The 23120-nt window shown below is 70.6% G+C and carries 16 protein-coding genes; 11 read left to right on the top strand and 5 right to left on the bottom strand.

The features are described from left to right. Nucleotides 1-30: 30 nt before the first annotated feature. Both ACIREE_RS35935 and ACIREE_RS35930 read right to left on the bottom strand, forming a co-directional pair. Nucleotides 31-1605, bottom strand: coding sequence for an NADH-ubiquinone oxidoreductase-F iron-sulfur binding region domain-containing protein (locus ACIREE_RS35935; protein ID WP_404162079.1), 1575 nt, complete (start codon nt 1603-1605; stop codon nt 31-33). Further along, nucleotides 1602-2765: a cytochrome b/b6 domain-containing protein gene (locus ACIREE_RS35930; protein ID WP_404162076.1), complete on the bottom strand. Its 1164-nt coding sequence runs from the start codon at nt 2763-2765 to the stop codon at nt 1602-1604. Before ACIREE_RS35930 ends, ACIREE_RS35935 begins: the two co-directional genes overlap by 4 nt. 4 nt (nt 2766-2769) lie before the next feature. On the opposite strand from ACIREE_RS35930, the gene ACIREE_RS35925 reads away from it, so the two are divergent. From ACIREE_RS35925 to holA, 9 genes are all read left to right on the top strand, one after another. Beyond that, the gene (locus ACIREE_RS35925) at nt 2770-2919 is read left to right on the top strand and encodes a hypothetical protein (protein WP_404162073.1); all 150 of its coding nucleotides are present in this window, start codon (nt 2770-2772) and stop codon (nt 2917-2919) included. Between the two features lie 402 nt (nt 2920-3321). Continuing rightward, a complete protein-coding gene (gene leuS / locus ACIREE_RS35920) occupies nt 3322-6240 on the top strand; it encodes a leucine--tRNA ligase (RefSeq protein WP_404162070.1) in 2919 nt (972 codons plus the stop codon). Between the two features lie 129 nt (nt 6241-6369). Continuing rightward, nucleotides 6370-7053 (top strand): hypothetical protein, encoded by a 684-nt coding sequence (locus ACIREE_RS35915; RefSeq protein ID WP_404162067.1) that lies wholly within the window; start codon nt 6370-6372, stop codon nt 7051-7053. Nucleotides 7054-7146: 93 nt separating this feature from the next. Then, nucleotides 7147-7995: a DegV family protein gene (locus ACIREE_RS35910; RefSeq protein ID WP_404162065.1), complete on the top strand. Its 849-nt coding sequence runs from the start codon at nt 7147-7149 to the stop codon at nt 7993-7995. 300 nt (nt 7996-8295) lie between these two features. Further along, entirely contained in the window at nt 8296-9294 is a 999-nt protein-coding gene (locus ACIREE_RS35905) for a helix-hairpin-helix domain-containing protein (protein ID WP_404162062.1), read from the top strand. Continuing rightward, nucleotides 9291-12038, top strand: a complete 2748-nt coding sequence (locus ACIREE_RS35900) for a ComEC/Rec2 family competence protein (RefSeq protein WP_404162059.1) — start codon at nt 9291-9293, stop codon at nt 12036-12038. Before ACIREE_RS35905 ends, ACIREE_RS35900 begins: the two co-directional genes overlap by 4 nt. A 315-nt stretch (nt 12039-12353) precedes the next feature. Beyond that, on the top strand, nt 12354-13235 hold the full coding sequence (locus ACIREE_RS35895; protein ID WP_404162056.1) for a YceI family protein: 882 nt from the start codon (nt 12354-12356) through the stop codon (nt 13233-13235). Nucleotides 13236-13310: 75 nt separating this feature from the next. Then, on the top strand, nt 13311-13556 hold the full coding sequence (locus tag ACIREE_RS35890) for a hypothetical protein (RefSeq protein WP_404162053.1): 246 nt from the start codon (nt 13311-13313) through the stop codon (nt 13554-13556). Between the two features lie 63 nt (nt 13557-13619). After that, a complete protein-coding gene (holA, locus tag ACIREE_RS35885; RefSeq protein ID WP_404162050.1) occupies nt 13620-14609 on the top strand; it encodes a DNA polymerase III subunit delta in 990 nt (329 codons plus the stop codon). A gap of 242 nt (nt 14610-14851) precedes the next feature. Here the strand turns inward: holA and rpsT are convergent, their stop codons facing one another. Further along, a complete protein-coding gene (rpsT, locus tag ACIREE_RS35880) occupies nt 14852-15118 on the bottom strand; it encodes a 30S ribosomal protein S20 (protein WP_404162047.1) in 267 nt (88 codons plus the stop codon). 225 nt (nt 15119-15343) lie between these two features. Here rpsT and lepA point away from each other — a divergent pair, with 225 nt between their 5' ends. Both lepA and ACIREE_RS35870 read left to right on the top strand, forming a co-directional pair. Then, nucleotides 15344-17215, top strand: a complete 1872-nt coding sequence (gene lepA / locus ACIREE_RS35875; RefSeq protein ID WP_404162044.1) for a translation elongation factor 4 — start codon at nt 15344-15346, stop codon at nt 17213-17215. 239 nt (nt 17216-17454) lie between these two features. Next, on the top strand, nt 17455-19344 hold the full coding sequence (locus ACIREE_RS35870) for an AMP-dependent synthetase/ligase (RefSeq protein ID WP_404162041.1): 1890 nt from the start codon (nt 17455-17457) through the stop codon (nt 19342-19344). 21 nt (nt 19345-19365) lie between these two features. On the opposite strand, the gene ACIREE_RS35865 is transcribed toward ACIREE_RS35870, so the two are convergent. Together ACIREE_RS35865 and ACIREE_RS35860 are read right to left on the bottom strand one after the other, a co-directional pair. Further along, on the bottom strand, nt 19366-19941 hold the full coding sequence (locus ACIREE_RS35865) for a two-component system response regulator (protein WP_404162038.1): 576 nt from the start codon (nt 19939-19941) through the stop codon (nt 19366-19368). Between the two features lie 12 nt (nt 19942-19953). Then, a partial coding sequence (locus tag ACIREE_RS35860) for a HAMP domain-containing protein (protein WP_404162035.1) occupies nt 19954-23120 on the bottom strand: 3167 nt, incomplete at its 5' end.

The following is a 23120-nucleotide window of genomic DNA, read 5'->3' as shown; positions in this document are numbered from 1 at the left end:
TCGTCTGTCCCGGAAGCCGTCCGAAGGTGTCTACCTGCGGGCGCGGCTGCGGCCCGGCGGAAGCGCGGGCGGGAGTGCGGGCCGGGCGGGCAGCGCCGCCGCGTCCTCCTCCAGGCGCAGGGCCAGCGCCGGGCAGCGGCGTACCGCGCGTACCGCGTTCGCCTCGGAGTAGCGCGGCACCGCCGCGTCCGCGACCGCCGGGTAGCCGTCAGGGCCCAGCTGGATCAGCTCCGGCACGATGTCCGCGCACAGGCCGTGGCCCCGGCACAGCGTCCAGTCGACGGCGAGCCGCTTGCCGCTGGGGGCCGCCCCGGCCGGCGCCTCCGTGTGCAGCGGCAGCACCCCGAGCACCGGGCGACCGCACCCGGCGCCCAGGACGTGCGCCGCCAGGTCGTCCGTGAACGCGGAGATCGTCGACTCGATGAACGCCGCCGAACCGTCGGGGTGCTTGCACGCCCCGCGCCGCTTCACCGCGCGGGTGACCTCGCGCAGCGCCTCCAGAGCGGTGGGCCCGCCGCCGTTCAGGACGTCCTCCAGGCCGCGCGCCGCCGCGGGCAGACCTAGGTAGCAGGGCCCGCACTGGCCCGCGCTCTCCGAGGCCAGCCACTGCGCCACCCGTAGCGCTTCGCCGAGCGGACAGGTGTCCTGGCCGATGGGCAGGATCGCGCCCGCGCCCAGAGCGCCGCCGCTCGCCTCCAATGAGGCGCGGGAGACGATGGCGTCCTGCGCGCCGAGCCCGTCCAGCCACTTGCCGTGGTAGCCGCCCGTGAGGACGCCCTGGGGGAGCGGGGGAGCGCCCGCGAGCTGGAGGACGTAGCGCAGCGGGACGCCGGAGGGCACCTCCAGGACCATCGGCCGCGTGACGGCGCCGGAGAGGGTCAGCAGGACCGTGCCGGGCTCGTCGTGCAGGCCGGTGCGGCAGTAGCGTTCCGGGCCCGTGCGGGCGGCGACGGCGAGCTGGGCGAACGTCTCCGCGTTCGACAGGAGCGTGGGGGCGCCGCCCACCCCGGAGTCGGAGGCCCGTACCTTGCGGCCGGGCGGCATCGGCGGCCCGCCGTCCGCCGAGCGGATCAGGGCGGACGACTCCCCGGTGACCATGCGCACCGGATTGCGCTGCACGCGCGCGCGTAGGGGTGCGTTGCGCCGGTTCGACAGGCCGCGCTCGGCGAGGGCCGCCTGCATCGAGGCTTCCGTGGAGTCGCGGGTCACGCCCACGACGAGCGTGCGCGCGCCCAGTGCCTCGGCGACTAGAAGAGCGCCGTCCAGGATCAGGTGGGGGGCCCGGTTGATCAGCACGGTGTCCTTGCGGCAGGCGGGCTCGTCCTCGCTTCCGTTGACGACGACCACAGGGCGTACGCCGCGCCGGATCGCCGACTCGGCGACCGCGCGCAGCTTCTTGGCGAACGGGAAGCCGGCGCCGCCCCTGCCGCGCAGCGACACCGCCTGGGCCAGCTGTGCGAGCGACTCGCCCGCCATGGGTTCCAGCGGGCCGTGCACCTTGAGGTGCATGTCGAGGTCGAGTCGCTCCACGAGGTCGAACCCCGCGGTGAGCTGGGGAAGACCGACGACGCGGACCTCCGGGACGTCGGGCAGCGCCGTGTTCACTGCGGGCCTCCGGAGGGCGTGGTCCAGGGCTCACCCGACGGAGGGGCCTGGAAAGGGCCGGGGAGCGGTTCGGTGGGTGACTCGTCGGCCGCGTACCGGCCGTCGTACGGGACTTCCTGCGAGCCGCTGTTCTCGTATGCGGTGTCGTGCGAGGGGACGCCGTACGAGGGGACGCCCCCGTAAGGCGTGTCGTACGCGGGGTCGTACGAGGAGGGCGGGGCCTCGGCCAGCGGCGGGGGAGAGGGGGCGGGCCAGCGCTGGGTGGGCGCAGGCTCTCCGTATGCGGACTCTCCGTATGTTGGCTCTACGTATGCGGGCTCCACATACGTTGGCTCTACGTATGTCGGCTCCACGTATGTGGTCTGCAGGGGCTCCGTGTAGGGGAGCGAAGAAGTGGGTGCCTCGCTGCGCGGGGTCGCGGTGGCGGAGACGGCGCGGTAGGCGGCCGCGAAGCCGACCCCGGCGGGCGCCGGTGAGGGGCGGGCCGGGGCCTCGGTTGCGGGCAGCGGTTGTTCGGTCACGTCACGGGCCGTCTCGCGCGGGATGTCACGGGGCGCGCGCGGTCCCGGATCCAGGAAGGCGAGGATCCGGGCCGCCACTTTGAGCTTGACCGGGCGAGGAGCGGCCCGCAGGCTCACCGCGCCGGCGACCGCGAGCAGACACAGGCAGTACAGGACCACCACGTACGTCTTGGGCGGCCGGCCCGCATACAGGCCGTGCATCAGGGCCATGCACCACGCCGGGTAGGCGAGCATGTGGGTCGCGCGCCAGCGTGCGGCGAGGCCCGCCGGGGACGCCATGGAACTGCGCAACGCCCCGGTGATGCCCGTGGTCACCAGGAGGAGCCCGGCGAGGACGCCGAGGCCGATCAGCCCGCTGCTGCCCGCGACGCCCGCCCCGAAGGGGATCAGCGCCCCGATGACGGTCACATGGGCCAGCGCCACCTTCACGCTGACGTGCAGCAGCAGAAAACCCAGCGAGGCGATCGCGGTGACCCGGTGGACGCCCTGGGCGAGCAGTCGCTGCCTGGAGGTCAGGAACAGGCGGTCGGAGGCGACCAGGCCCCACACGACGGATGCCGTGAGGGAGACCAGGGACAGCACACCCGTGGTGAAGTCGAGCGCCGCTCTGAAGGCGTCGCTCCCGACGACCACGATCACGGGTATGAGCAGGAGGACCGCCGCGCTCAACACCCCCGTGGTCGCGCGGCGGCTGCTTCCGATGGTGCGTGGCGTTATACGTGAAGTCAGGCGTGCGCTGGTGCGTGCGCTGGTGCGTGAACTCCTGGGCGAGCGAGGGGAGTTCAGAGAGTGAGGGGTTCGAGGGTTCATGGGGGGCGACTCCGAAAGGTTCGGCACAGTGGACCCACAGCCCGCACTCTAGGTCGATGAATACCAGCCAGTACGAGGTTTGAGTTATCTCGCCGTTATCTAGAGGAAGCCCGGTATTTGTGTTGCCCCGATAGCAGGCGGTACGCGGAGTAACCCTTGGCCATGGGTGGGGCGCGTGGAAGCCCCTCGCGGCCCGCGCGGGGGCTGCGGTACCCTGACGCCATGCGTGCCGTACGCCTTCTGCTTAGTGAGCCGCGCTGATCAGTACCGACCCGCCTTCGCGCGTGTGGTCGGCATCGGCGCGGCGTCCCCTCCTGTGCGAGGGGCTTTTTCATTTCCCGAGCACTGGCAGCCGGCAGAGACGATCGATGGAGCTTTGAGGATCATGAGCGAGACGAATACCGCCGCCGTTTCCGAGGCGGCGGTCGCACCGCACCGCTACACGGCGGCCATGGCTGCCGACATCGAGGCACGCTGGCAGGACTTCTGGGACGCCCACGGCACGTACGAGGCGCCCAACCCGACCGGTGACCTGGCCGGGGAGTCCGAGGCGGCCAGGGCGATCGCCGCCCGGCCCAAGAAGTTCGTCATGGACATGTTCCCCTACCCCTCGGGTGCGGGCCTGCACGTAGGTCACCCGCTGGGCTACATCGCCACGGACGTCTATGCGCGCTACCAGCGCATGACCGGGCACAACGTGCTGCACACCCTGGGCTTCGACGCGTTCGGCCTGCCGGCCGAGCAGTACGCCGTGCAGACGGGCACCCACCCGCGCACGTCGACCGAGGCCAACATGGAGAACATGAAGGTCCAGCTGCGCCGTCTGGGCCTGGGCCACGACAAGCGCCGGTCGTTCGCCACGATCGACCCGGAGTACTACAAGTGGACGCAGTGGATCTTCCTGCAGATCTTCAACTCCTGGTACGACGACGACCTGAAGAAGGCACGTCCGATCGCCGAGCTGGTCGAGCAGTTCGAGACCGGTGAGCGCGCCGTCGACGGCGGCCGATCCTGGACCGGGCTGAGCAACGCCGAGCGGGCCGACGTCCTGAGCGGGTACCGCCTGGCGTACGCCTCCGACGCTCCCGTGAACTGGGCGCCGGGCCTGGGCACCGTCCTGGCCAACGAGGAGGTCACCGCCGACGGTCGCTCCGAGCGCGGAAACTTCCCCGTCTTCAAGGCGAAGCTGCGCCAGTGGAACATGCGCATCACCTCGTACGCGGACCGCCTGCTGGACGACCTGGACGGCCTGGACTGGCCCGAGGCGATCAAGCTGCAGCAGCGCAACTGGATCGGCCGCTCCGAAGGCGCTCGTATCGACTTCGAGGTGCCGTCCGGCTCCGGGTCCGGCGCGGAGGCGATCACCGTCTTCTCGACCCGCCAGGACACTCTGTTCGGCGCCACCTACATGGTGCTGGCGCCCGAGCACGACCTGGTGGACCGGATCGCCCCGGCCGCCTGGCCCGAGGGCACCCACGACGTGTGGACGGGCGGCCACGCGACGCCCGCCGAGGCCGTCGCCGCGTACCGCAAGCAGGCCGCCTCCAAGTCCGACGTGGAGCGCCAGGCCGACGCCAAGGACAAGACCGGCGTCTTCACCGGCGCGTACGCGATCAACCCGGTCAGCGGCGAGCAGGTCCCGGTCTTCATCGCCGACTACGTACTGATGGGCTACGGCACCGGCGCGATCATGGCCGTACCGGCGCACGACGTCCGCGACTTCGCCTTCGCGCGCGCCTTCGAGCTGCCGATGCGCTGCGTGGTCGAGCCCTCCGACGATCGCGGCACCGACCCCGCCACGTGGGACGACGCGTTCGTCGCGTACGAGGCGAAGCTGGTCAACTCCACGGGCGAGCACATCAGCCTGGACGGCCTGGGCGTCGCCGACGCCAAGGCGCGGATGACCGAGTGGCTGGAGCGCGAGGGCATCGGCCACGGCACCGTCAACTTCCGGCTGCGCGACTGGCTGTTCAGCCGGCAGCGCTACTGGGGCGAGCCCTTCCCGATCGTCTACGACGAGGACGGCATCGCCCACGCGCTGCCCGAGTCGATGCTGCCGCTGGAGCTGCCGGAGGTCGAGGACTACAGTCCGCGCACGTTCGACCCGGACGACGCCGACACGCAGCCCGAGACGCCGCTGTCGCGCAACGACGAGTGGGTCCACGTCACCCTGGACCTGGGCGACGGCCGTGGGCCGCAGAAGTACCGCCGCGAGACCAACACCATGCCCAACTGGGCCGGCTCGTGCTGGTACGAGCTGCGTTACCTGGACCCGCACAACAGCGACAAGCTGGTCGACCCGGACGTCGAGCAGTACTGGATGGGCCCCCGTGAGGGCATGCCCACCGGAGGCGTCGACCTGTATGTGGGCGGTGCCGAGCACGCTGTGCTGCACCTGCTGTACGCGCGCTTCTGGTCGAAGGTGCTGTTCGACCTGGGCCACATCTCGTCGGCCGAGCCGTTCCACAAGCTGTTCAACCAGGGCATGATCCAGGCCTACGTCTACAGGGACGCGCGCGGCATCGCCGTACCGGCGGCCGAGGTGGAGGAGCGCGACGGCGCGTTCTGGTTCGAGGGCGAGAAGGTCTCGCGCCTGCTGGGCAAGATGGGCAAGTCCCTGAAGAACGCGGTCACGCCGGACGAGATCTGCGCCGAGTACGGTGCGGACACGCTGCGCCTGTACGAGATGGCGATGGGCCCGCTGGACGTGTCGCGGCCGTGGGACACGCGCGCGGTGGTCGGCCAGTTCCGCCTGCTGCAGCGCCTGTGGCGCAACATGATCGACGAGGCGACCGGTGAGGTCACCGTGGTCGACGTGCCCGAGGCGGAGATCGACCCGGCCACGCTGCGCGCCCTGCACAAGGCGATCGACGGGGTCCGCGGCGACCTGGAGGGCATGCGCTGCAACACCGCCATCGCCAAGGTCACCGAACTGAACAACCACCTGACCAAGGCGGGGGGCGCCCTGCCGCGCTCGGTCGCCGAGCGACTGGTGCTGCTGGTCGCGCCGCTGGCCCCGCACGTCGCCGAGGAGCTGTGGCGCAAGCTGGGCCACACCGACTCGGTCGTCCACCGGGACTTCCCCGTCGCCGACCCCGCGTACGTCGTCGACGAGGCCGTGACCTGCGTCGTACAGATCAAGGGCAAGGTCAAGGCCCGCCTGGAGGTCTCCCCGTCGATCTCGGACGAGGAGCTGGAGAAGGTGGCCCTGGCCGACGAGAAGGTCGTCGCCGCGCTGGACGGCGCCGGTATCCGCAAGGTGATCGTGCGGGCGCCGAAGCTGGTGAACATCGTGCCCGCGTAAGCACTCAGGGTTGTTCCCTACGGGCAGGTTGGGGGTTCTGATGGAACCCTCGGCCTGCCCGCTCCGTTTACGGTGGAGAGGCGGGACAGTGGGCAGTTACGGGGCAGTCGGACGAATCGGAGGAGCGCCGTGGAAACTGTGCTGGTGATCGTGGCGCTGATCTTCATCGCGTTCCTGGCGCTCGGCGCGTACGCGACGGTGAAGGTGGTCGGCGCGGCCAAGCGCGGAGTGGACCGCACGGTCGGGCAGGCCAGGCGGGCGGTGGAGGACACCACGCTGCGAGCCAGGTCCTTCGCGCAGCCGGGTACGGCGAGCGAGCTGGCGCAGCTGCGTCTGAAGCTGCGTACCTCCATGCGGGCCACGCAGGACTCGCTGCACGCGCGCGTGGGCGAGGACGTCACGCTCAAGGAATCCCTCGGCCTCTTCGAGCGCCTGAGCGCACATGGGCACGAGTTGGACAGCGAGCTCAAGCGCCTGGAGACCGAGCCCGACAAGGCCCGCGTGGCAGCCCTGCTGCCGGAGCTCAAGGCGCGGACGGAACAGATCACGGCGTCCGCCGACGCACTGCGGCACGCGGCGCGGGACCGGGCCAGCCGCTTCGCGGGTGACGACCTGGACTCGCTGCGTGTGCAGATCGACCTGGAGGCCGGGGCGCTGCGGCACTGGACGACGGAGGACGGCCCGCAGGCCACCCCGCGAGGCGCTGAGGGCGCGGGTACGGTTCAGGAGCCCGCGCCGCCCGCGATCACTCCGCCCGGTGTGCGGCCGGTGTATCCGTGGCAGAAGAAACCCCGCCCCGAGAGCACGACTTGATTCTTCTGACCCGTGGCCGACGGACGCCGGTCGGCGTCCGGCCGGTGGGGGCCGGGCTGCCGCCGACGGGCCCCGGCGGGTAACCTCCGGTGCATGTCCCGCCATGTCGCGATCGTCACCGATTCAACGGCCTACCTGCCGCAGCGGACGATGGAGCGCCACAGCATCACGGCGGTGCCGCTGACCGTGGTTCTGGGCGACCGGGCGCTGGAGGAGGGTACGGAGATCTCGGCCCGCTCGGTCGCCGAGGCGCTGCAGAAGCGCCGCTCGGTGACGACGTCGAGGCCCAGCCCCGAACTGTTCGCCGAGACCTACCGCAAGGTCGCCGAGTCCGGCGCCACCGGCATCGTCTCGTTGCATCTGTCCGCCGAGTTCTCCGGGACGTACGACGCCGCGGTCATGGCCGCGCGGCAGTCACCGGTGCCGGTGCGTGTCGTGGACACCGGAATGGTGGCCATGGCCCTCGGATTCTGCGCGCTCGCCGCGGCGGAGACGGCCGACGCGGGCGGCACCGTCGACGAGGCGGTGACGGCGGCGGAGAAGCGGGCCGCGGACACCTCCGCCTATTTCTATGTCGACACGCTGGACTATCTGCGCCGCGGCGGCCGCATCGGGGCCGCGCAGGCGCTGCTCGGCTCCGCGCTCGCGTTCAAACCGCTGCTGCAGCTCGACGGCGGCCGCATCGAGTTCATGGAGAAGGTCCGCACGGCGTCGAAGGCTATCGCGCGGCTGCAGGAGATCGTCGCCGAGCGCGCGGGCAGCGGGCAGGTCGACATCGCCGTGCACCACCTGGCGGCGCCGGACCGGGCGGAGGCGCTGGCCGGCTGGCTGCGCGAGCGTGTGCCGGGCCTCGGCGAGCTGCATGTCAGCGAGGTCGGGGCGGTGATCGGGGCGCACACCGGGCCCGGGCTGCTGGGTGTGGTGGTGTCGCCGCGGGCCTGAGGGCGGCGGCGTTTATTTTCCGCGGGTGATCTGCGGGCGTTCTCCGGGCGGGCTCCGAGCGTTGGCTGGGTGATCTGCGGGCGTTCTCGGGGCGGGCTCCGAGCGTTGCCTGGGTGATCTGCGGGCGTTCTCCGGGCGGGCTCCGAGCGTTGCCTGGGCGTTCTCCGGGCGAGCTTCGAGCGTTGCCTGGGTGATCTGTGGGGGATCTGTGGGTGACGGAGTTATCCACAACTGCCGGGTTGTCCCCGGGAATTGACCAAGATCCACTGGGTTCTCGTGGGATGCCTAACGTGTCGTGACATGGCACTTCGATCACTGACCCGAACAGCACGGGCATCCAGCGGGCCGGGGCGTGGCCCCGCGTCCGACAGCCGCACACAGCACCGGCACGCCGTCCGGCGGCGTACGCGGCGCAAGCACCTCGCGGCGGAGCGGACGCGGCTGCGGGCCGAGGCGTTGTTCGCGCCGCCGCAGCGATATACGGAGCCCGAGCCGGTGCCGATGCAGGCGGTTCCGGCACGGGGCCCGACGCCGCGTACCTCCGGCCCGTTCGCCGATCCGATCCCCGCGGGTGCGCTCGCGCCCGATCAGGAGCCGGTGCGGTCGTGGCGGGAGCGGGTCGCGCTCGCCGTGCGCGACCGGGTGCCGCTGTGGGTGCAGACGCGGTGCGGGATCGAGCGCCGCGGCGCGGTGGCACTGGTCGTCGTCCTCGGCGTGGTGGCGCTCTTCGCGGTGCAGCATTTCTGGGCGGGGAGGACGCAGCAGGTACAGGCGCCGGAGACGGTCCGCGCCGCGGCGCCGCAGCTGATGGAGCCGTCGAATGTCCCCGCGTCCCCGGTCGCGCCGGGACCCGCGGCGTCGGGCGGCGCGGGGATCATCGTGGACGTCAGTGGCAAGGTACGCAGGCCCGGAGTGCAGCGGCTGCCCGCCGGGGCACGGGTGGCGGACGCGTTGCGGGCGGCGGGCGGTGTCCGTCCCGGAACGGACACCGCGGGGCTCAACAGGGCGCGGCTGCTGACGGACGGCGAGCAGGTCCTGGTGGGCGCCCCCGGCGTGGCCCCGGTCCCCGCGGCACCGGGCGGCGGGCCTGCGGGAGCGGCTCCCCCGGGACCGGTCGGCCTCAACACGGCCACGCCGGAACAGCTCGACACGCTGCCCGGCGTCGGCCCGGTGCTGGCCCAGCACATCATCGACTACCGCACGGAGCACGGGGGCTTCCGCTCCGTCGATGAACTGCGTGAGGTCAACGGGATCGGGGACCGCCGCTTCGAAGATCTGCAGAATCTCGTACGGCCATGAGGGGCACCCGCGCCGACCGACGGCATCCTGCACCGCTCACTCCAGTTCCGGCATCGGCCCCGGCCGGCCGGCTCGGCGAAGCGAACCCGCGTCAAGAGGAGCCGCTCGACCTGAGGTTGGTGCCGCCCGCGCTCGCGGCATGGCTGACCGCGGCGCTGACCCTGACGGCTCCCGGGTACTGGGCGATCGTCGTGGCGACGGTGAGCTCGGCCACCGGCTTGGCACTCCTGGCGGCGGGGCGGGGCCGTCGACGGCGGGGAGGGGCGGCGCGGGCCACCGGCGGGGCGCGGTGGGGCCCTGGGCCGGACCTGTCCCCCGGGACCTCGCCCCGGGGGACGCCCGGGACCCCGCTCCGGGGGACGCCCGGGACCCCGCTCCGGGGGACGCCCGGGACCCCGCTCCGGGGGGCACCCGGGACCTCCCGCCGCGATGCGGATCAAGGAGACGCCGCCCAGCCGACGGCCCCATCCCCAGCCGCGCCACTCCACGGCCACCCCTGGCGGAGCCCATCCGTCGCTGTGCTCCTGCTCTGCGTCGCCGCGGCGGCGGCCTCCGCCGGGTTGCACGGGGCGGACCTGCGCAGGGGGCCCGTGCCAGCCCTTGCCGCTCAACACGCGCGAGTGGAAGCCGAGTTGCAGGTGACGTCCGATCCGCGGGTCGCCCGGCCCCGGGTCACGGGGGACCATGCGGCGCCGTCCGTCGTGCTGATCGAGGCGGACGCGGTGCGGGTGACGGCATCCGACGGGACGGTGTCGCGGACCCGCGCGCCCGTGCTTGTCATGGTCGAGGCGCGCGGCGGCCCCTGGCTGTCCCTGCTGCCGACCACCCGGGTCGCCGTCAGGGGCGGACTGGTTCAGCCGCTGAGGAGCGGCGACCGGATCGCCGCGGTGCTGCGCGTCGCGCACGGCGAGCGGCCGCGCGTGGTGGCCGGGCCGAGCGGCCCGCAGCGCCTTGCGGGGGCGCTGAGGGCAGGGCTGCGCGAGGCGACGGACGGCCTGCCGGGGGACGCGCGGGCACTGCTGCCGGGTCTGGTGGTCGGCGACACGGCGCGCGTCACGCCGGAGCTGCACGCGGCGTTCCAGGCGACGGACCTGCTTCATTTGATGGCTGTCAGCGGGGCCAACTTCACCATCCTGCTGGCCCTGCTGATCGGCCCGCCCGGCACCGCGCACCGCGTGGAGCGGCGGGGCCTCGCGCCCCGGATCGGCCTGTCTCTCAGGGCGACGGCACTGCTGGGCGGAGCGCTCACGCTCGGGTTCGTCGTGGTGTGCCGGCCCGAGCCGAGCGTGCTGCGGGCGGCGTCGTGCGGCGCCATCACCTTGCTTGCCCTGGCGACCGGGCGGCGCAGATCCCTGATTCCGGCGCTGGCCACCGCGGTGTTACTGCTCGTCCTCTACGACCCGTGGCTGGCCCGGAGTTACGGGTTCCTGCTGTCGGTGCTCGCCACGGGGGCGCTGTTGACGCTGGCTCCGCGGTGGAGCGCGGGGCTGCGGCGGCGCGGGGTCCCGGCGCGGCTCGCCGAGGCGCTGGGTGCGGCCGGGGCGGCGCAGGCCGTGTGCGCGCCGGTCGTCGCGGTCCTGGCAGCGCGGGTGAGTCTGGTGGCGGTGCCGTGCAATCTGCTCGCGGAGTTCGCCGTGGCGCCGGCGACGGTGCTGGGGTTCGCCGCGCTCGCGACGGCGCCGTCGGCGATGCCGGTGGCCGAGTTCTTCGCCTGGTGCGCCGGTTGGCCGGCGGGGTGGATCGCGGACATCGCACGGGCCGGGGCCGCGCTGCCGGGCAGCGGGGTGGACTGGCCGGGTGGCTGGCGCGGCGGAGTGCTGCTGGCGATCGGCACGGTGGTGGCCGTGCTGCTGGGGCGAAGGGCGCTGAAGTCGGCCTGGGTCGTGGCGGCTTGTGTGCTGGCGCTGCTTCTGGTGGTGGTGCAGCCGCCGCCGCTCACCCGGGTCATCACGGGCTGGCCCCCACCGGGATGGCGCATGGTCATGTGCGACGTGGGGCAGGGAGACGCGCTGGTGCTCGCGGCGGGGGCCGGGGCGGGCGTCGTGGTGGACGCCGGACCCGATCCGCTGCTCATCGATCGGTGCCTGCGCACACTCGGCATCACGAAGGTCCCGCTGCTGCTGCTCACGCACTTTCACGCGGATCATGTGGCGGGGCTCGCGGGGGTGTTGCGCGGTCGCTCCGTCGGGATGATCGAGACGACCGGGTTCCAGGAGCCGGTGGACCAGGCCGCGTTCGTCCGGCGGCTCGCCACGCTGCACGGGGTGCCGGTGGTCGGGGCGGTCGCGGGGGAGCGGCGCAGGACCGGGCCGCTCGACTGGGAGGTGCTGTGGCCGCCGCAGCCGCTCATCGCTCCGGACGGCCCGAACGACGCGAGCGTCACCCTGCTCGTGCGCACGGCAGGGCTGACCATGCTGCTGCTCGGCGACCTCGAACCGGCAGCGCAGCGGGCCCTGTTGAGGACAGGCGACGGGGCCCGACTGCCCCCGGTCGACGTGCTCAAGGTCGCCCACCATGGGTCGGCGTACCAGGATCCGGAGCTGCTGCGCCGGGTCGCGCCCCGGCTCGCGCTGATCTCGTGCGGGGTCGACAACCCGTACGGACACCCGTCGCCGCGCACGGTGGAGGCGTTGCGGGGGCGCGGCGCGGCCGTGCTGCGGACGGACCGGGACGGGGCGATCGCGGTCGTGGGCCGTGAGAAGGGCGGCGGTCGCGGGTTGGGGGTGGCGCACATCGAACGCTGAACCCGTACTGCCCGCGAGCAGAAGCGCTCCCGAGCTGGCCGAACACCGGTCTGAACACCGGTCTGAACACCGGTCTGAACACCGGTCTGAACACTGGTCTGAACACCGGTCTGAACACTGATCTGAACACCGGTCTGAACGCTGGTCCAAATGCCGATCGGAGTGGCTCATTACCCCCACTCATGGGCAGCTGCGCACCTTCCCTCCGATTTCCGCGATGGGGCCCGTGTTGCCTCGAAAGCCGCAACGGTGATCGAATACTCTTTCGTTCAAGTAGCAACGATCGTCGTCAAGGCGCACTGGGGTGGGTAGGTCATGTTCGGCCGCTGGCTGGGAAACCGTACGAACCGGGCTCAACGGACAAGTCCCTTCGCGGCGGTGACATTGCCACCCAGCGCGGGCGTGCTCAGCTGCCGCGTTCTCGACCCGGTCAACGAGCCGGTGAAGGACGCCGAGTTGGTGGTGAGCGACGCCACGGGGCGCAAGGTCGTCGGCGGGGGGACCGACCCGTTCGGCTCGTTCGTGTCGACCGTGCCCGCCGGTGAGTACCGGCTGGCCGTGTCGGCGGAGGGGTACGCCCCGTTCCGCGGCAGCGCCACGGTCACCGAGAGCGGACACGCCTCGCTCGGAGACGTCATGCTCCAGGTCTCCCCGCCGCCGCAGCTGCCCGCGCCCGGTGACTGGGAGATCGAGCCGGCGCACTCCTCGATCGCGTTCACCGCACGGCACATCGGGCTCGCCCGGATCCACGGCCGGTTCAACACCTTCGCGGGTGCGCTGCGGGTGGCCGATCGCATCGAGGAGTCCGCGATGCACGTGGTCATCGACGCCGCGTCCATCGACACGAACGTGAAGATGCGCGACGACCACCTCAGGTCGGCCGACTTCCTCGACGTCGACCGCTTCCCGACCCTGGAGTTCTACGGCGACCGCTTCACGCACAAGGGCGGCAGCCGCTGGACGATCACCGGCGCTCTCACGCTGCACGGGGTGACGCGCACGGTCACCCTCGACGCCGAGTACCTGGGCCTCGGCAGCGGCATGGAGGGCGAGACCCGCGCCGCCTGCCGCGCCACCGTGGAACTGCACCGCGACGACTTCACCGTCAGCTGGCAGACCATGCTCGCGCGCGGCATCGCCGTCGTCGGCTCCAGCGTCCGGATCGACCTCGACGTACAGATCGTGCCCAAGAGCTGAGCCGCGAACGGTCAGGGTGCAGGGTGGCCGGGGTGGCGGTGCGGAAGCGGTCGGCGCGTAGCGGAAAATGGTGTCGTGAGCGATGTGAGACACGTACTGGTGCTGCCCGACCGTGACGCCGCGGAGGCGGCCGCCGAAGCGCTCGGCGAGCGCTTCGGCGTAGCCGAGGAGCCCCAGCTCGTACGGGACGCGTTGGCCGGCGAGGACGACGCCGAGGACGCGCAGTGGCTGGTGGTCGTCGAGGACCCGCGGGGCCGCCTCGATCCCAAGGAGCTGGACGAGTTCGCGGCCGGCTGGGACGGCTGGCGCGAGGAGTCCTAGGCCCTGGCCGGGCCCTCGCCGGTCAGGGCGGATTGTCAGTGGCCCGTGGGATGCTTGACCGCGATGGCCAGGAAGAGTGCACACGACGAACCCCTCGCCCCTGTCACCGTTGCGGTGGGCCAGGAGGACCTGCTGCTCGACCGCGCCGTGCAGCAGGTGGTGGCGGCCGCCCGCGCCGCCGACGCGGACACGGACGTGCGCGACCTCAGCTCCGATCAGCTGCAGCCCGGCACGCTCGCCGAGCTGACGAGCCCGTCGCTGTTCGCCGAGCGCAAGGTCGTCGTCGTACGCAACGCGCAGGATCTGTCGGCGGACACCGTCAAGGACGTGAAGGCGTATCTCGGCTCGCCCTTCGAGGAGATCACCCTGGTGCTGCTGCACGCCGGGGGCGCCAAGGGCAAGGGGCTGCTCGACGCCGCGCGCAAGGCCGGCGCCCGGGAGGTCGCCTGCCCGAAGATGACGAAGCCGGCGGACCGGCTGGCCTTCGTGCGCAATGAGTTCCGGGCGCTCGGGCGGTCCGCGACCCCCGAGGCGTGCCAGGCGCTCGTCGACTCCCTCGGCAGCGATCTGCGGGAGCTGGCGTCGGCCGCGAGCCAGCTCGCCTCCGACATCGAGGGGACGATCGACGAGGCCGTCGTGGGGCGGTACTACACGGGTCGGGCCGAGGCGTCCAGCTTCACCGTGGCCGACCGGGCCGTGGAGGGGCGGGCCGCGGAGGCGCTGGAAGCCCTGCGGTGGTCGCTGTCGACCGGGGTCGCGCCGGTGCTGATCACCAGCGCGCTGGCGCAGGGCGTGCGCGCGATCGGCAAGCTGTCCTCCGCACGCGGCGGCCGCCCCGCGGATCTGGCGCGGGAACTCGGCATGCCGCCGTGGAAGATCGACCGGGTGCGGCAGCAGATGCGCGGATGGACTCCGGACGGGGTCGCCGTGGCGCTCATGGCCGTGGCCGAGGCCGACGCCGGGGTGAAGGGCGGCGGAGACGACCCGGAGTACGCGCTGGAGAAGGCCGTCGTGACGATCGCGCGGGCCGCGCGCTCGCGAGGACGTACGTAGCGAACCCCGGGCCGGGACAGCATGCCGAAGCCCCGCCCTGACGCATCAGGGCGGGGCTTCGGATGACGCCTGTGGTGAGCCCACACCCGCGTGGCGAACGCAGTCGCGTGCGGGCTCGGGTTGCCGGTCGGGGGCGGATGAGAGAGGGCCCGCCCGGGTCCTTCCGGCGTTGGATCAGATGGATCAGATCAGTTCCCGGACATACATCCGGGAAGAGAAGACCCCGTGGAGAAGGCGAAGGGTCAGGCCTTGAGGGCGGCGACCTTGGAAGCAAGCGCCGACTTCTTGTTGGCGGCCTGGTTCTTGTGGATGACACCCTTCGAGACGGCCTTGTCGAGCTCACGCGCGGCAGCGCGCTGGAACTCGGTGGCCTTCTCGACGTCACCCGCGGCAGCGGCCTCGCGGGCCTTGCGCACCGCGGTCTTCAGGGAAGACTTGACGGACTTGTTGCGCAGCCGAGCCTTCTCGTTGGTCTTGATCCGCTTGATCTGGGACTTGATGTTCGCCACGAAATGAGCCTTTGCAGGTTCAGGCACAGGGCCGGTAAGGGTCCCGCGCCGATGATTTTCACTGAGTGTGCGTCTCCGCTTTAGAGGGCATGAGACACAGCCGCCCACGGTACCAGCCGTACTCCCACCGGCCCAAACCGGTTCCAGTGCCCCGGCCGTGGGACCATGGAAGCTACGTATCGATCCGACCCGAGGCATAAGGCGCCTCAAGAGACAGGACCCTGCGTGCCCGCGATCCCTAACAATGTGCCCGAGCCGAGCCGTACCGACCCGGCGCTGCTCCGCAATTTCTGCATCATCGCGCACATCGACCACGGCAAGTCCACCCTCGCCGACCGGATGCTCCAGCTGACCGGAGTGGTCGATCAGCGGCAGATGCGCGCTCAGTACCTCGACCGGATGGACATCGAGCGCGAGCGCGGCATCACGATCAAGTCCCAGGCGGTGCGACTGCCCTGGGCCCCCACCGAGGGCCCCGACCAGGGCAGTACCCACATCCTCAACATGATCGACACCCCGGGACACGTGGACTTCACGTACGAGGTCTCGCGCTCGCTCGCCGCGTGCGAGGGCACGGTCCTGCTCGTCGACGCCGCCCAGGGCATCGAGGCCCAGACCCTCGCCAACCTGTACCTGGCGATGGAGAACGACCTCAAGATCGTCCCGGTGCTCAACAAGATCGACCTGCCGGCCGCCCAGCCCGAGAAGTTCTCCGAGGAGCTGGCGAACCTCATCGGCTGCGACCCGGAGGACGTCCTCAAGGTCTCCGCCAAGACCGGGATGGGCGTCGAGGCGCTCCTCGACAAGGTCGTCGCCGAGGTCCCCGCACCGGTCGGCGTCGCCGACGCCCCGGCCCGCGCGATGATCTTCGACTCGGTCTACGACTCGTACCGCGGCGTCGTGACGTACGTACGAGTCGTCGACGGCCAGCTCAACAAGCGTGAGCGGATCCGGATGATGTCTACCGGCGCCACGCACGAGCTCCTTGAGATCGGGGTCTCCTCGCCCGAGATGACCCCGGCCGACGGCATCGGCGTCGGCGAGGTGGGTTACATCATCACCGGCGTGAAGGACGTCCGTCAGTCCAAGGTCGGTGACACGATCACCTCCCTGCACAACGGCGCGACCGACGCCCTCGGCGGGTACAAGGACCCCAAGCCGATGGTGTTCTCGGGTCTCTATCCGCTGGACGGCTCGGAGTACCCGGACCTGCGCGAGGCCCTCGACAAGCTGCAGCTCAACGACGCGGCGCTGGTCTACGAGCCGGAGACCTCGGCCGCGCTCGGCTTCGGCTTCCGCGTCGGCTTCCTCGGGCTGCTGCACCTCGACGTGATCCGTGAGCGGCTCGAGCGCGAGTTCGGCCTCGACCTCATCGCCACCGCTCCGAACGTGGTCTACCGCGTGGTCATGGAGGACGGCGCCGAGCACACGGTCACCAACCCGAGCGAGTTCCCCGAGGGCAAGATCGACGAGGTCTTCGAGCCCGTCGTGCGCGCCACGCTCCTCGCGCCCAGCGAGTTCATCGGCTCGATCATGGAGCTGTGCCAGAACCGGCGCGGCACCCTGCTCGGCATGGACTACCTCTCCGAGGACCGCGTGGAGATCCGCTACACGCTGCCGCTCGCCGAGATCGTCTTCGACTTCTTCGACCAGCTCAAGTCCAAGACGCGGGGTTACGCCTCGCTGGACTACGAGCCCACGGGCGAGCAGTCCGCCCAGCTCGTCAAGGTCGACATCCTGCTCCACGGCGACAAGGTCGACGCCTTCTCCGCGGTCACGCACAAGGACGCCGCGTACGCGTACGGCGTGCGCCTGGTGGCCAAGCTGCGCGAGCTCATCCCGCGCCAGGCCTTCGAGATCCCCGTCCAGGCGGCGATCGGCTCCCGGGTCATCGCCCGCGAGACCATCCGCGCCATCCGCAAGGACGTGCTCGCCAAGTGCTACGGCGGTGACATCTCCCGTAAGCGCAAGCTCCTGGAGAAGCAGAAGGAGGGCAAGAAGCGCATGAAGATGGTCGGCTCCGTCGAGGTGCCGCAGGAAGCCTTCATCGCGGTGCTCTCCAGCGACGACAGCGGCAGTGCCAAGGGGAAGAAGTAACCCGGAGAAATCCTTGCGACACCCGCACGAGACGGTGGGCCCGGCATGCGCAGGCGTGCTGGGCCCACCGTTTTTGTGTGGACGCTGTGTGGGCCGAGGCCAGTGGGACAACCCGGCCGAAGTTGAGAGCCGGTGCCCCTTACGCGCCGGGCGAGCGCGCCTTACCCTGATCACTGCTCAATGGTTACTCGCCAGTTAAACAAGCCGCGTTTCAAGAGTCGCGGGCCCCGGAGGACGTCGTGAGCGACACACAGACCCTGATCGAGAACCGTCCGCCCTCCGTGGCGTCTCTCTTCCTGGAGCGCGTCGCGGCGACACCGGACGCCGAGGCCTACCGCTATCCGGTGCCGGCCCCCTCGGGCGCGGGCCCGGACGACTGGAAGTCGTTGAGCTGGACGGGGGCCGCGCAGCGGGTCTACGCCATCGCCGCGGGCCTCGTCGAGCTGGGGATCCGGCCCGAGGAGCGGGTGGCGCTCGCCTCCTCGACGCGGGTCGAGTGGATCCTCGCCGACCTCGGCATCATGTGCGCGGGAGCGGCGACGACCACCGTCTATCCGCAGACCAACGCCGAGGAGTCGGCGTTCATCCTGTCCGACTCCGAGTCCAGGGTGCTCGTCGCCGAGGACGCCGCGCAGCTCGCCAAGGCGCGCGAGCGGCGGGCCGAGCTGCCCGAGCTGCAGCATGTCGTGGTGATCGACGCGACCGGGGTCGAGCCCGACGCCGCCGACCCCGACGGCTGGCTGCTCACCCTGGAGGACCTGGAGGCGCGCGGCGCCGCGTATCTGGAGAAGAACCCGGAGATCGTCAAGGAGCGCGTCGGGGCGATCCGCAAGGAGCAGCTCGCGACCCTCATCTACACGTCCGGGACGACCGGGCGGCCCAAGGGCGTCCGGCTGCCGCACGACAACTGGTCGTACCTGGCGAAGGCGATGGCCGCGACTGGGCTCCTCGGCCCGGACGACGTGCAGTACCTGTGGCTGCCGCTCGCGCACGTCTTCGGCAAGGTGCTGATCAGCGGCCAGATCGAGGTCGGGCACGTGACGGCGGTCGACGGCCGCGTCGACAAGATCATCGAGAATCTGCCGATCGTGCAGCCCACCTACATGGCGGCCGTACCGCGCATCTTCGAGAAGGTCTACAACGGCGTCGCCGCGAAGGCGCGGGCCGGCGGCAGCGCCAAATTCAAGATCTTCCAGTGGGCGGCCGGGGTCGCGCGCGAGTACGCGAAGGTCAGCCAGGACAACTTCCGGCGTACGGGCGTCGCCTCCGTGCCGTTCAAGCTCGCCTCGAAGCACAAGGCCGCCGACCGGCTCGTCTACAGCAAGCTGCGCGAGGCGTTCGGCGGGCGGCTGCGCGCCTGTGTGTCCGGCTCGGCCGCGCTCGCTCCCGACATCGGCTACTTCTTCGCCGGTGCGGGCGTCCACATCCTGGAGGGGTACGGGCTGACCGAGTCGTCGGCCGCGTCCTTCGTCAACCCGGGCGAGGCGTACCGGACCGGGACCGTCGGCAAGCCGCTGCCCGGCACCGAGGTGCGGATCGCGGACGACGGGGAGATCCTGCTGCGCGGCCCCGGCATCATGGAGGGCTACCACGGGCTGCCCGAGAAGACCGCCGAGGTGCTGGAGAGCGACGGCTGGTTCCACACCGGGGACATCGGTGAGCTGTCCGTCGACGGGTACCTGCGCATCACCGACCGCAAGAAAGACCTCATCAAGACGTCGGGCGGCAAGTACATCGCGCCCGCCGAGGTCGAGGGCCAGTTCAAGGCCGTGTGCCCGTACCTGTCCAACATCCTGGTGCACGGAGCGAACCGGAACTTCTGCACCGCGCTCATCGCGCTCGACGAGCCGGCCATCCTGGACTGGGCCAAGGAGAACGGCCTGGAGGGCAAGTCCTACGCGGACGTCGTCGCCGCGCCCGCGACGGTGCAGCTCATCGACGGCTACGTACGCGAGCTGAACGAGGGCCTGCAGAAGTGGCAGACCATCAAGAAGTTCAAGCTGCTGCCGCGCGACCTCGACGTGGAGCACGGCGAGCTGACGCCGAGCCTGAAGCTGAAGCGGCCCGTCGTCGAGCGCGAGTACAAGGAGCTGCTCGACGACATGTACGCCGGCTCCCGCGAAGGCTGAAAGTGTGACGGGGTGCCCCGGTCAGGGGCGCCTCATCATGCGCAGGATCTCCTCCATCCGCGTGAGGTGATGCCGCAGTTCCCGTACTTCGGGGTCGGTCTCCTCCGACAACTGGTGCTCGATCGAGGTCATACGGGACGTCAGCGCGTCGAACTGCTGCTGTTCGCGCGCCAGTAGCCGTTCCAGCTGCTGGGTCTTGCGGTGCAGGTCCAGGAAGACCGTGACCTTCGCGCGCAGCACCCAGGGGTCGAAGGGCTTGGTCAGGTAGTCGGCCGCGCCGGTCGCGTACCCCCGGAAGGCGTACCCGGCGTCGGCGTCCGTGCCCGTGAGGAAGATGATCGGGACGTCTTTCGTCTGGTCGAGGCGCTTGATGTTCGTCGCCGTCTCGAAGCCGTCCATGCCCGGCATCCTGATGTCGAGCAGGACGACGGCGAAGCGGCGACGGAGCAGTGCCTTCATCGCTTCCTCGCCTGAACGGGCCCGTACCAGCGGCTCGTTGAGCGATCCGAGGACGGCTTCCAGTGCGACGAGATTGTCCTCCATGTCATCGACCAGGAGGATGCTCGCACGCTCCGAGGTCAGCTCTGCAGTGGTCATGATGCCGGTCCCTCATTCGATCGTCGGCGGGGCGACGGATCCATCCTTGCCCTCCCGCTCTTCTGTCGCGGTGGAGTCGCCCGTCTCGTCGGCCTCAGGGGCCAGGAGGTCGCACACGACGGTCAGCAGCTGATCGACGTCCACCGGTTTGGGTACGTAGTCGTTGGCGCCCTTGGCGATCGATTTCTCCCGGTCGCCGGGCATGGCCTTCGCGGTGAGGGCCACGATCGGCAGCCCGGCCCAGCGCGTCGTTCCGCGAATGACCGAGATCGTCTCGTAGCCGTCCATCTCCGGCATCATGATGTCCATCAGGACGAGTGCGATGTCGGAGTTGCGCTCCAGGGTCTCGATGCCCTCCCGGCCGTTCTCCGCGTACAGGACGGGCATCCCGACGCGACCGAGTACGTGGGTGAGCGCGAAGACGTTACGGATGTCGTCGTCGACGATGAGCACGCGGCGTCCCGGCAGCACCTGGCCGGCGAGTCCGGTCTTCCACTGCTCCAGCTTCGTCGGCGTCGGCCAGTTGTCCTCCTGCTCATGGATCGTGTAGACGTCCGCGGAGTCGTCCTGCTGGGCGGGGATCAGGGGTGCCTGATCGGTCTCCGTCGCGTCACCGGCCGGCTCGTGACCGGGATAGACCACGGGAACGTACAGCGTGAACGTGGAGCCCTCGCCGGGCTCGCTCTCGGCGATGATGCGGCCGCCAAGGAGCCCGGCGATCTCCCGGCTGATGGAGAGGCCGAGGCCCGTGCCGCCGTACTTGCGGTTGGTGGTGCCGTCGGCCTGCTGGAACGCCTCGAAGATGACGGGGAGTTTGTCGCGGGCGATGCCGATACCGGTGTCCGAGACGGCGAAGGCGATCAGATCCTCGGTCTCGCGCACGAACTGGTGCTCCGGGTCCTTGATCCGCTTGACCCGCAGCTCGACCCTGCCGTTGGCGGTGAACTTGATCGCGTTCGACAGGAGGTTGCGCAGGATCTGCTGGAGGCGCTGCTCGTCGGAGAAGACCTCGCGCGGCACGTCCTCGCCGACCGTCACCTCGAAGGCGAGCCCGCGGTCGAGGGTGATCGGGCGGAACGTGGCGTGGACGTAGTCGAGCAGCTTGATGAGCGGGAGCTTCTTCGGGCGTACGTCCATGCGCCCGGCCTCGATCTTCGACAGGTCGAGGATGTCGTTGATGAGCTGGAGCAGGTCGGATCCCGAGCGGTGGATCGTCGTCGCGAACTGGACCTCCTGGTCGTTGAGGTGTCCGTCCGGGTTGTCGGAGAGCAGCCGCGCCAGGATGAGGAGGGAGTTGAGCGGGGTGCGCAGCTCGTGCGACATGTTCGCCAGGAACTCCGACTTGTACTGCGAGCTCGTCGCCAACAGGGCGGCCTTCTCCTCCAGTTCCGCGTTCGAGCGCTGCAACTCGCCCTGCTGACGCTGGAGTTCGTCGGACCGCTCCTGGAGCTGGGTCGCCAGGCGCTGGGACTCGCCGAGCAGCGACTCGGTGCGGGAGTTGGCGATGATGGTGTTGATCGCGACGCCGATCGTGTTCACGAACTGGTCGAAGAAGGCCAGGTGGACGTCGGAGAAGCGGGAGAAGGACGCGAGCTCGATGACGCCGAGCAGCTTGTCCTCGAAGAGGATCGGGATGATGACGACGGAGGCGGGAGCGGCTTCCCCCAGACCACTGTTGATCTTGATGTAGTCCGGCGGGGCCTCCTCCACCAGGATGCGCTTCTTCTCCAGGGCCGCCTGCCGCACGAGACCGTGGACCGGCATGCCACCGGTGTCGACGACCAGGGCCGCCGCCGAGCCGTACCCCGCGATGTAGGCGAGCCCCTTGGTGGGAATGGTCGTACGGATCGGAGTGTCGCCCTCGTCCGGCTCCGCGAGGAAGAAGGCGCCGTACTGCGCGTTCACCAGCGGGGTCAGCTCGCGCAGGATCAGGTCGGCGACCTCCATGAGGTCCCGGTGGCCCTGCATCAGGGCCGCCAGGCGCGCCAGGTTCGACTCCAGCCAGTCCTTCGCGCGGGTCGTCTCGCGGAGGTTGGCCACCATCAGGTTGATGTTGTCCCGCAACTCGGCGACCTCGCCCTGCGTCTCCACCGTGATGGAACGCGACATGTCGCCTGAGGTGACCGCGGACGCCACCTCGGCGATCGCGCGGACCTGCGTGGTCAGGTTCAACGCCAGCTCGTTCACGTTCGTCGTCAGGCGCTTCCAGGTGCCGTAGACGCCCTCGACCCTTGCCTGACCGCCGAGTTGGCCCTCGGAACCGACCTCGCGGGCCACCCGCGTGACCTCGGAGGAGAAGGACGACAGGGTGTCCACCATCGTGTTGATGGTCGTCTTCAGTTCGAGGATCTCGCCACGCGCGTCGACGTCAATCTTCTTGGAGAGGTCGCCCTGCGCCACCGCCGTGGCGACCTGCGCGATGTTACGGACCTGGGAGGTCAGGTTGTCCGCCATGTAGTTGACGTTGTCGGTGAGGTCCTTCCAGACGCCCGAGACGCCGTGCACCGTCGCGCGACCGCCGAGCCGGCCGTCCGTACCGACCTCGCGGGCCACGCGCGTGACCTCGTCGGCGAAGCCGCGCAGCTGCTCCACCATCGTGTTGACGGTGTCCTTCAGCTCCAGGATCTCGCCGCGCGCGTCGACCGAGATCTTCTTGGAGAGGTCGCCCTGCGCCACGGCCGTGGTGACCTGCGCGATGTTGCGGACCTGGGAGGTCAGGTTCGACGCCATGAAGTTGACGTTCGCGGTGAGGTCGTTCCACACGCCGGCGACGCCGCGCACCTGCGCCTGGCCGCCCAGGTTGCCTTCGGTGCCGACCTCGCGGGCGACGCGGGTGACCTCGTCGGCGAAGGCGGAGAGCTGGTCGACCATCGTGTTGATCGTCGACTTGAGTTCGAGGATCTCGCCCTTCGCCTCTACCGTGATCTTCTTGCCGAGGTCGCCCGAGGCGACGGCCGTCGACACCAGTGCGATGTTACGGACCTGCGAGGTCAGGTTGTCGGCCATGAAGTTGACGTTGTCGGTGAGGTCCTTCCAGACGCCGGAGACGCCGCGGACCTGGGCGCGGCCGCCCAGCTGGCCCTCGGTGCCGACCTCGCGGGCGACGCGGGTGACCTCGTCGGCGAAGGCGGAGAGCTGGTCGACCATCGTGTTGATCGTCGACTTGAGTTCGAGGATCT

The organism is Streptomyces sp. NPDC102467 (assembly GCF_044765445.1).
Classification (GTDB): domain Bacteria; phylum Actinomycetota; class Actinomycetes; order Streptomycetales; family Streptomycetaceae; genus Streptomyces.
This window is presented reverse-complemented; position numbering and strand designations above follow the sequence as displayed.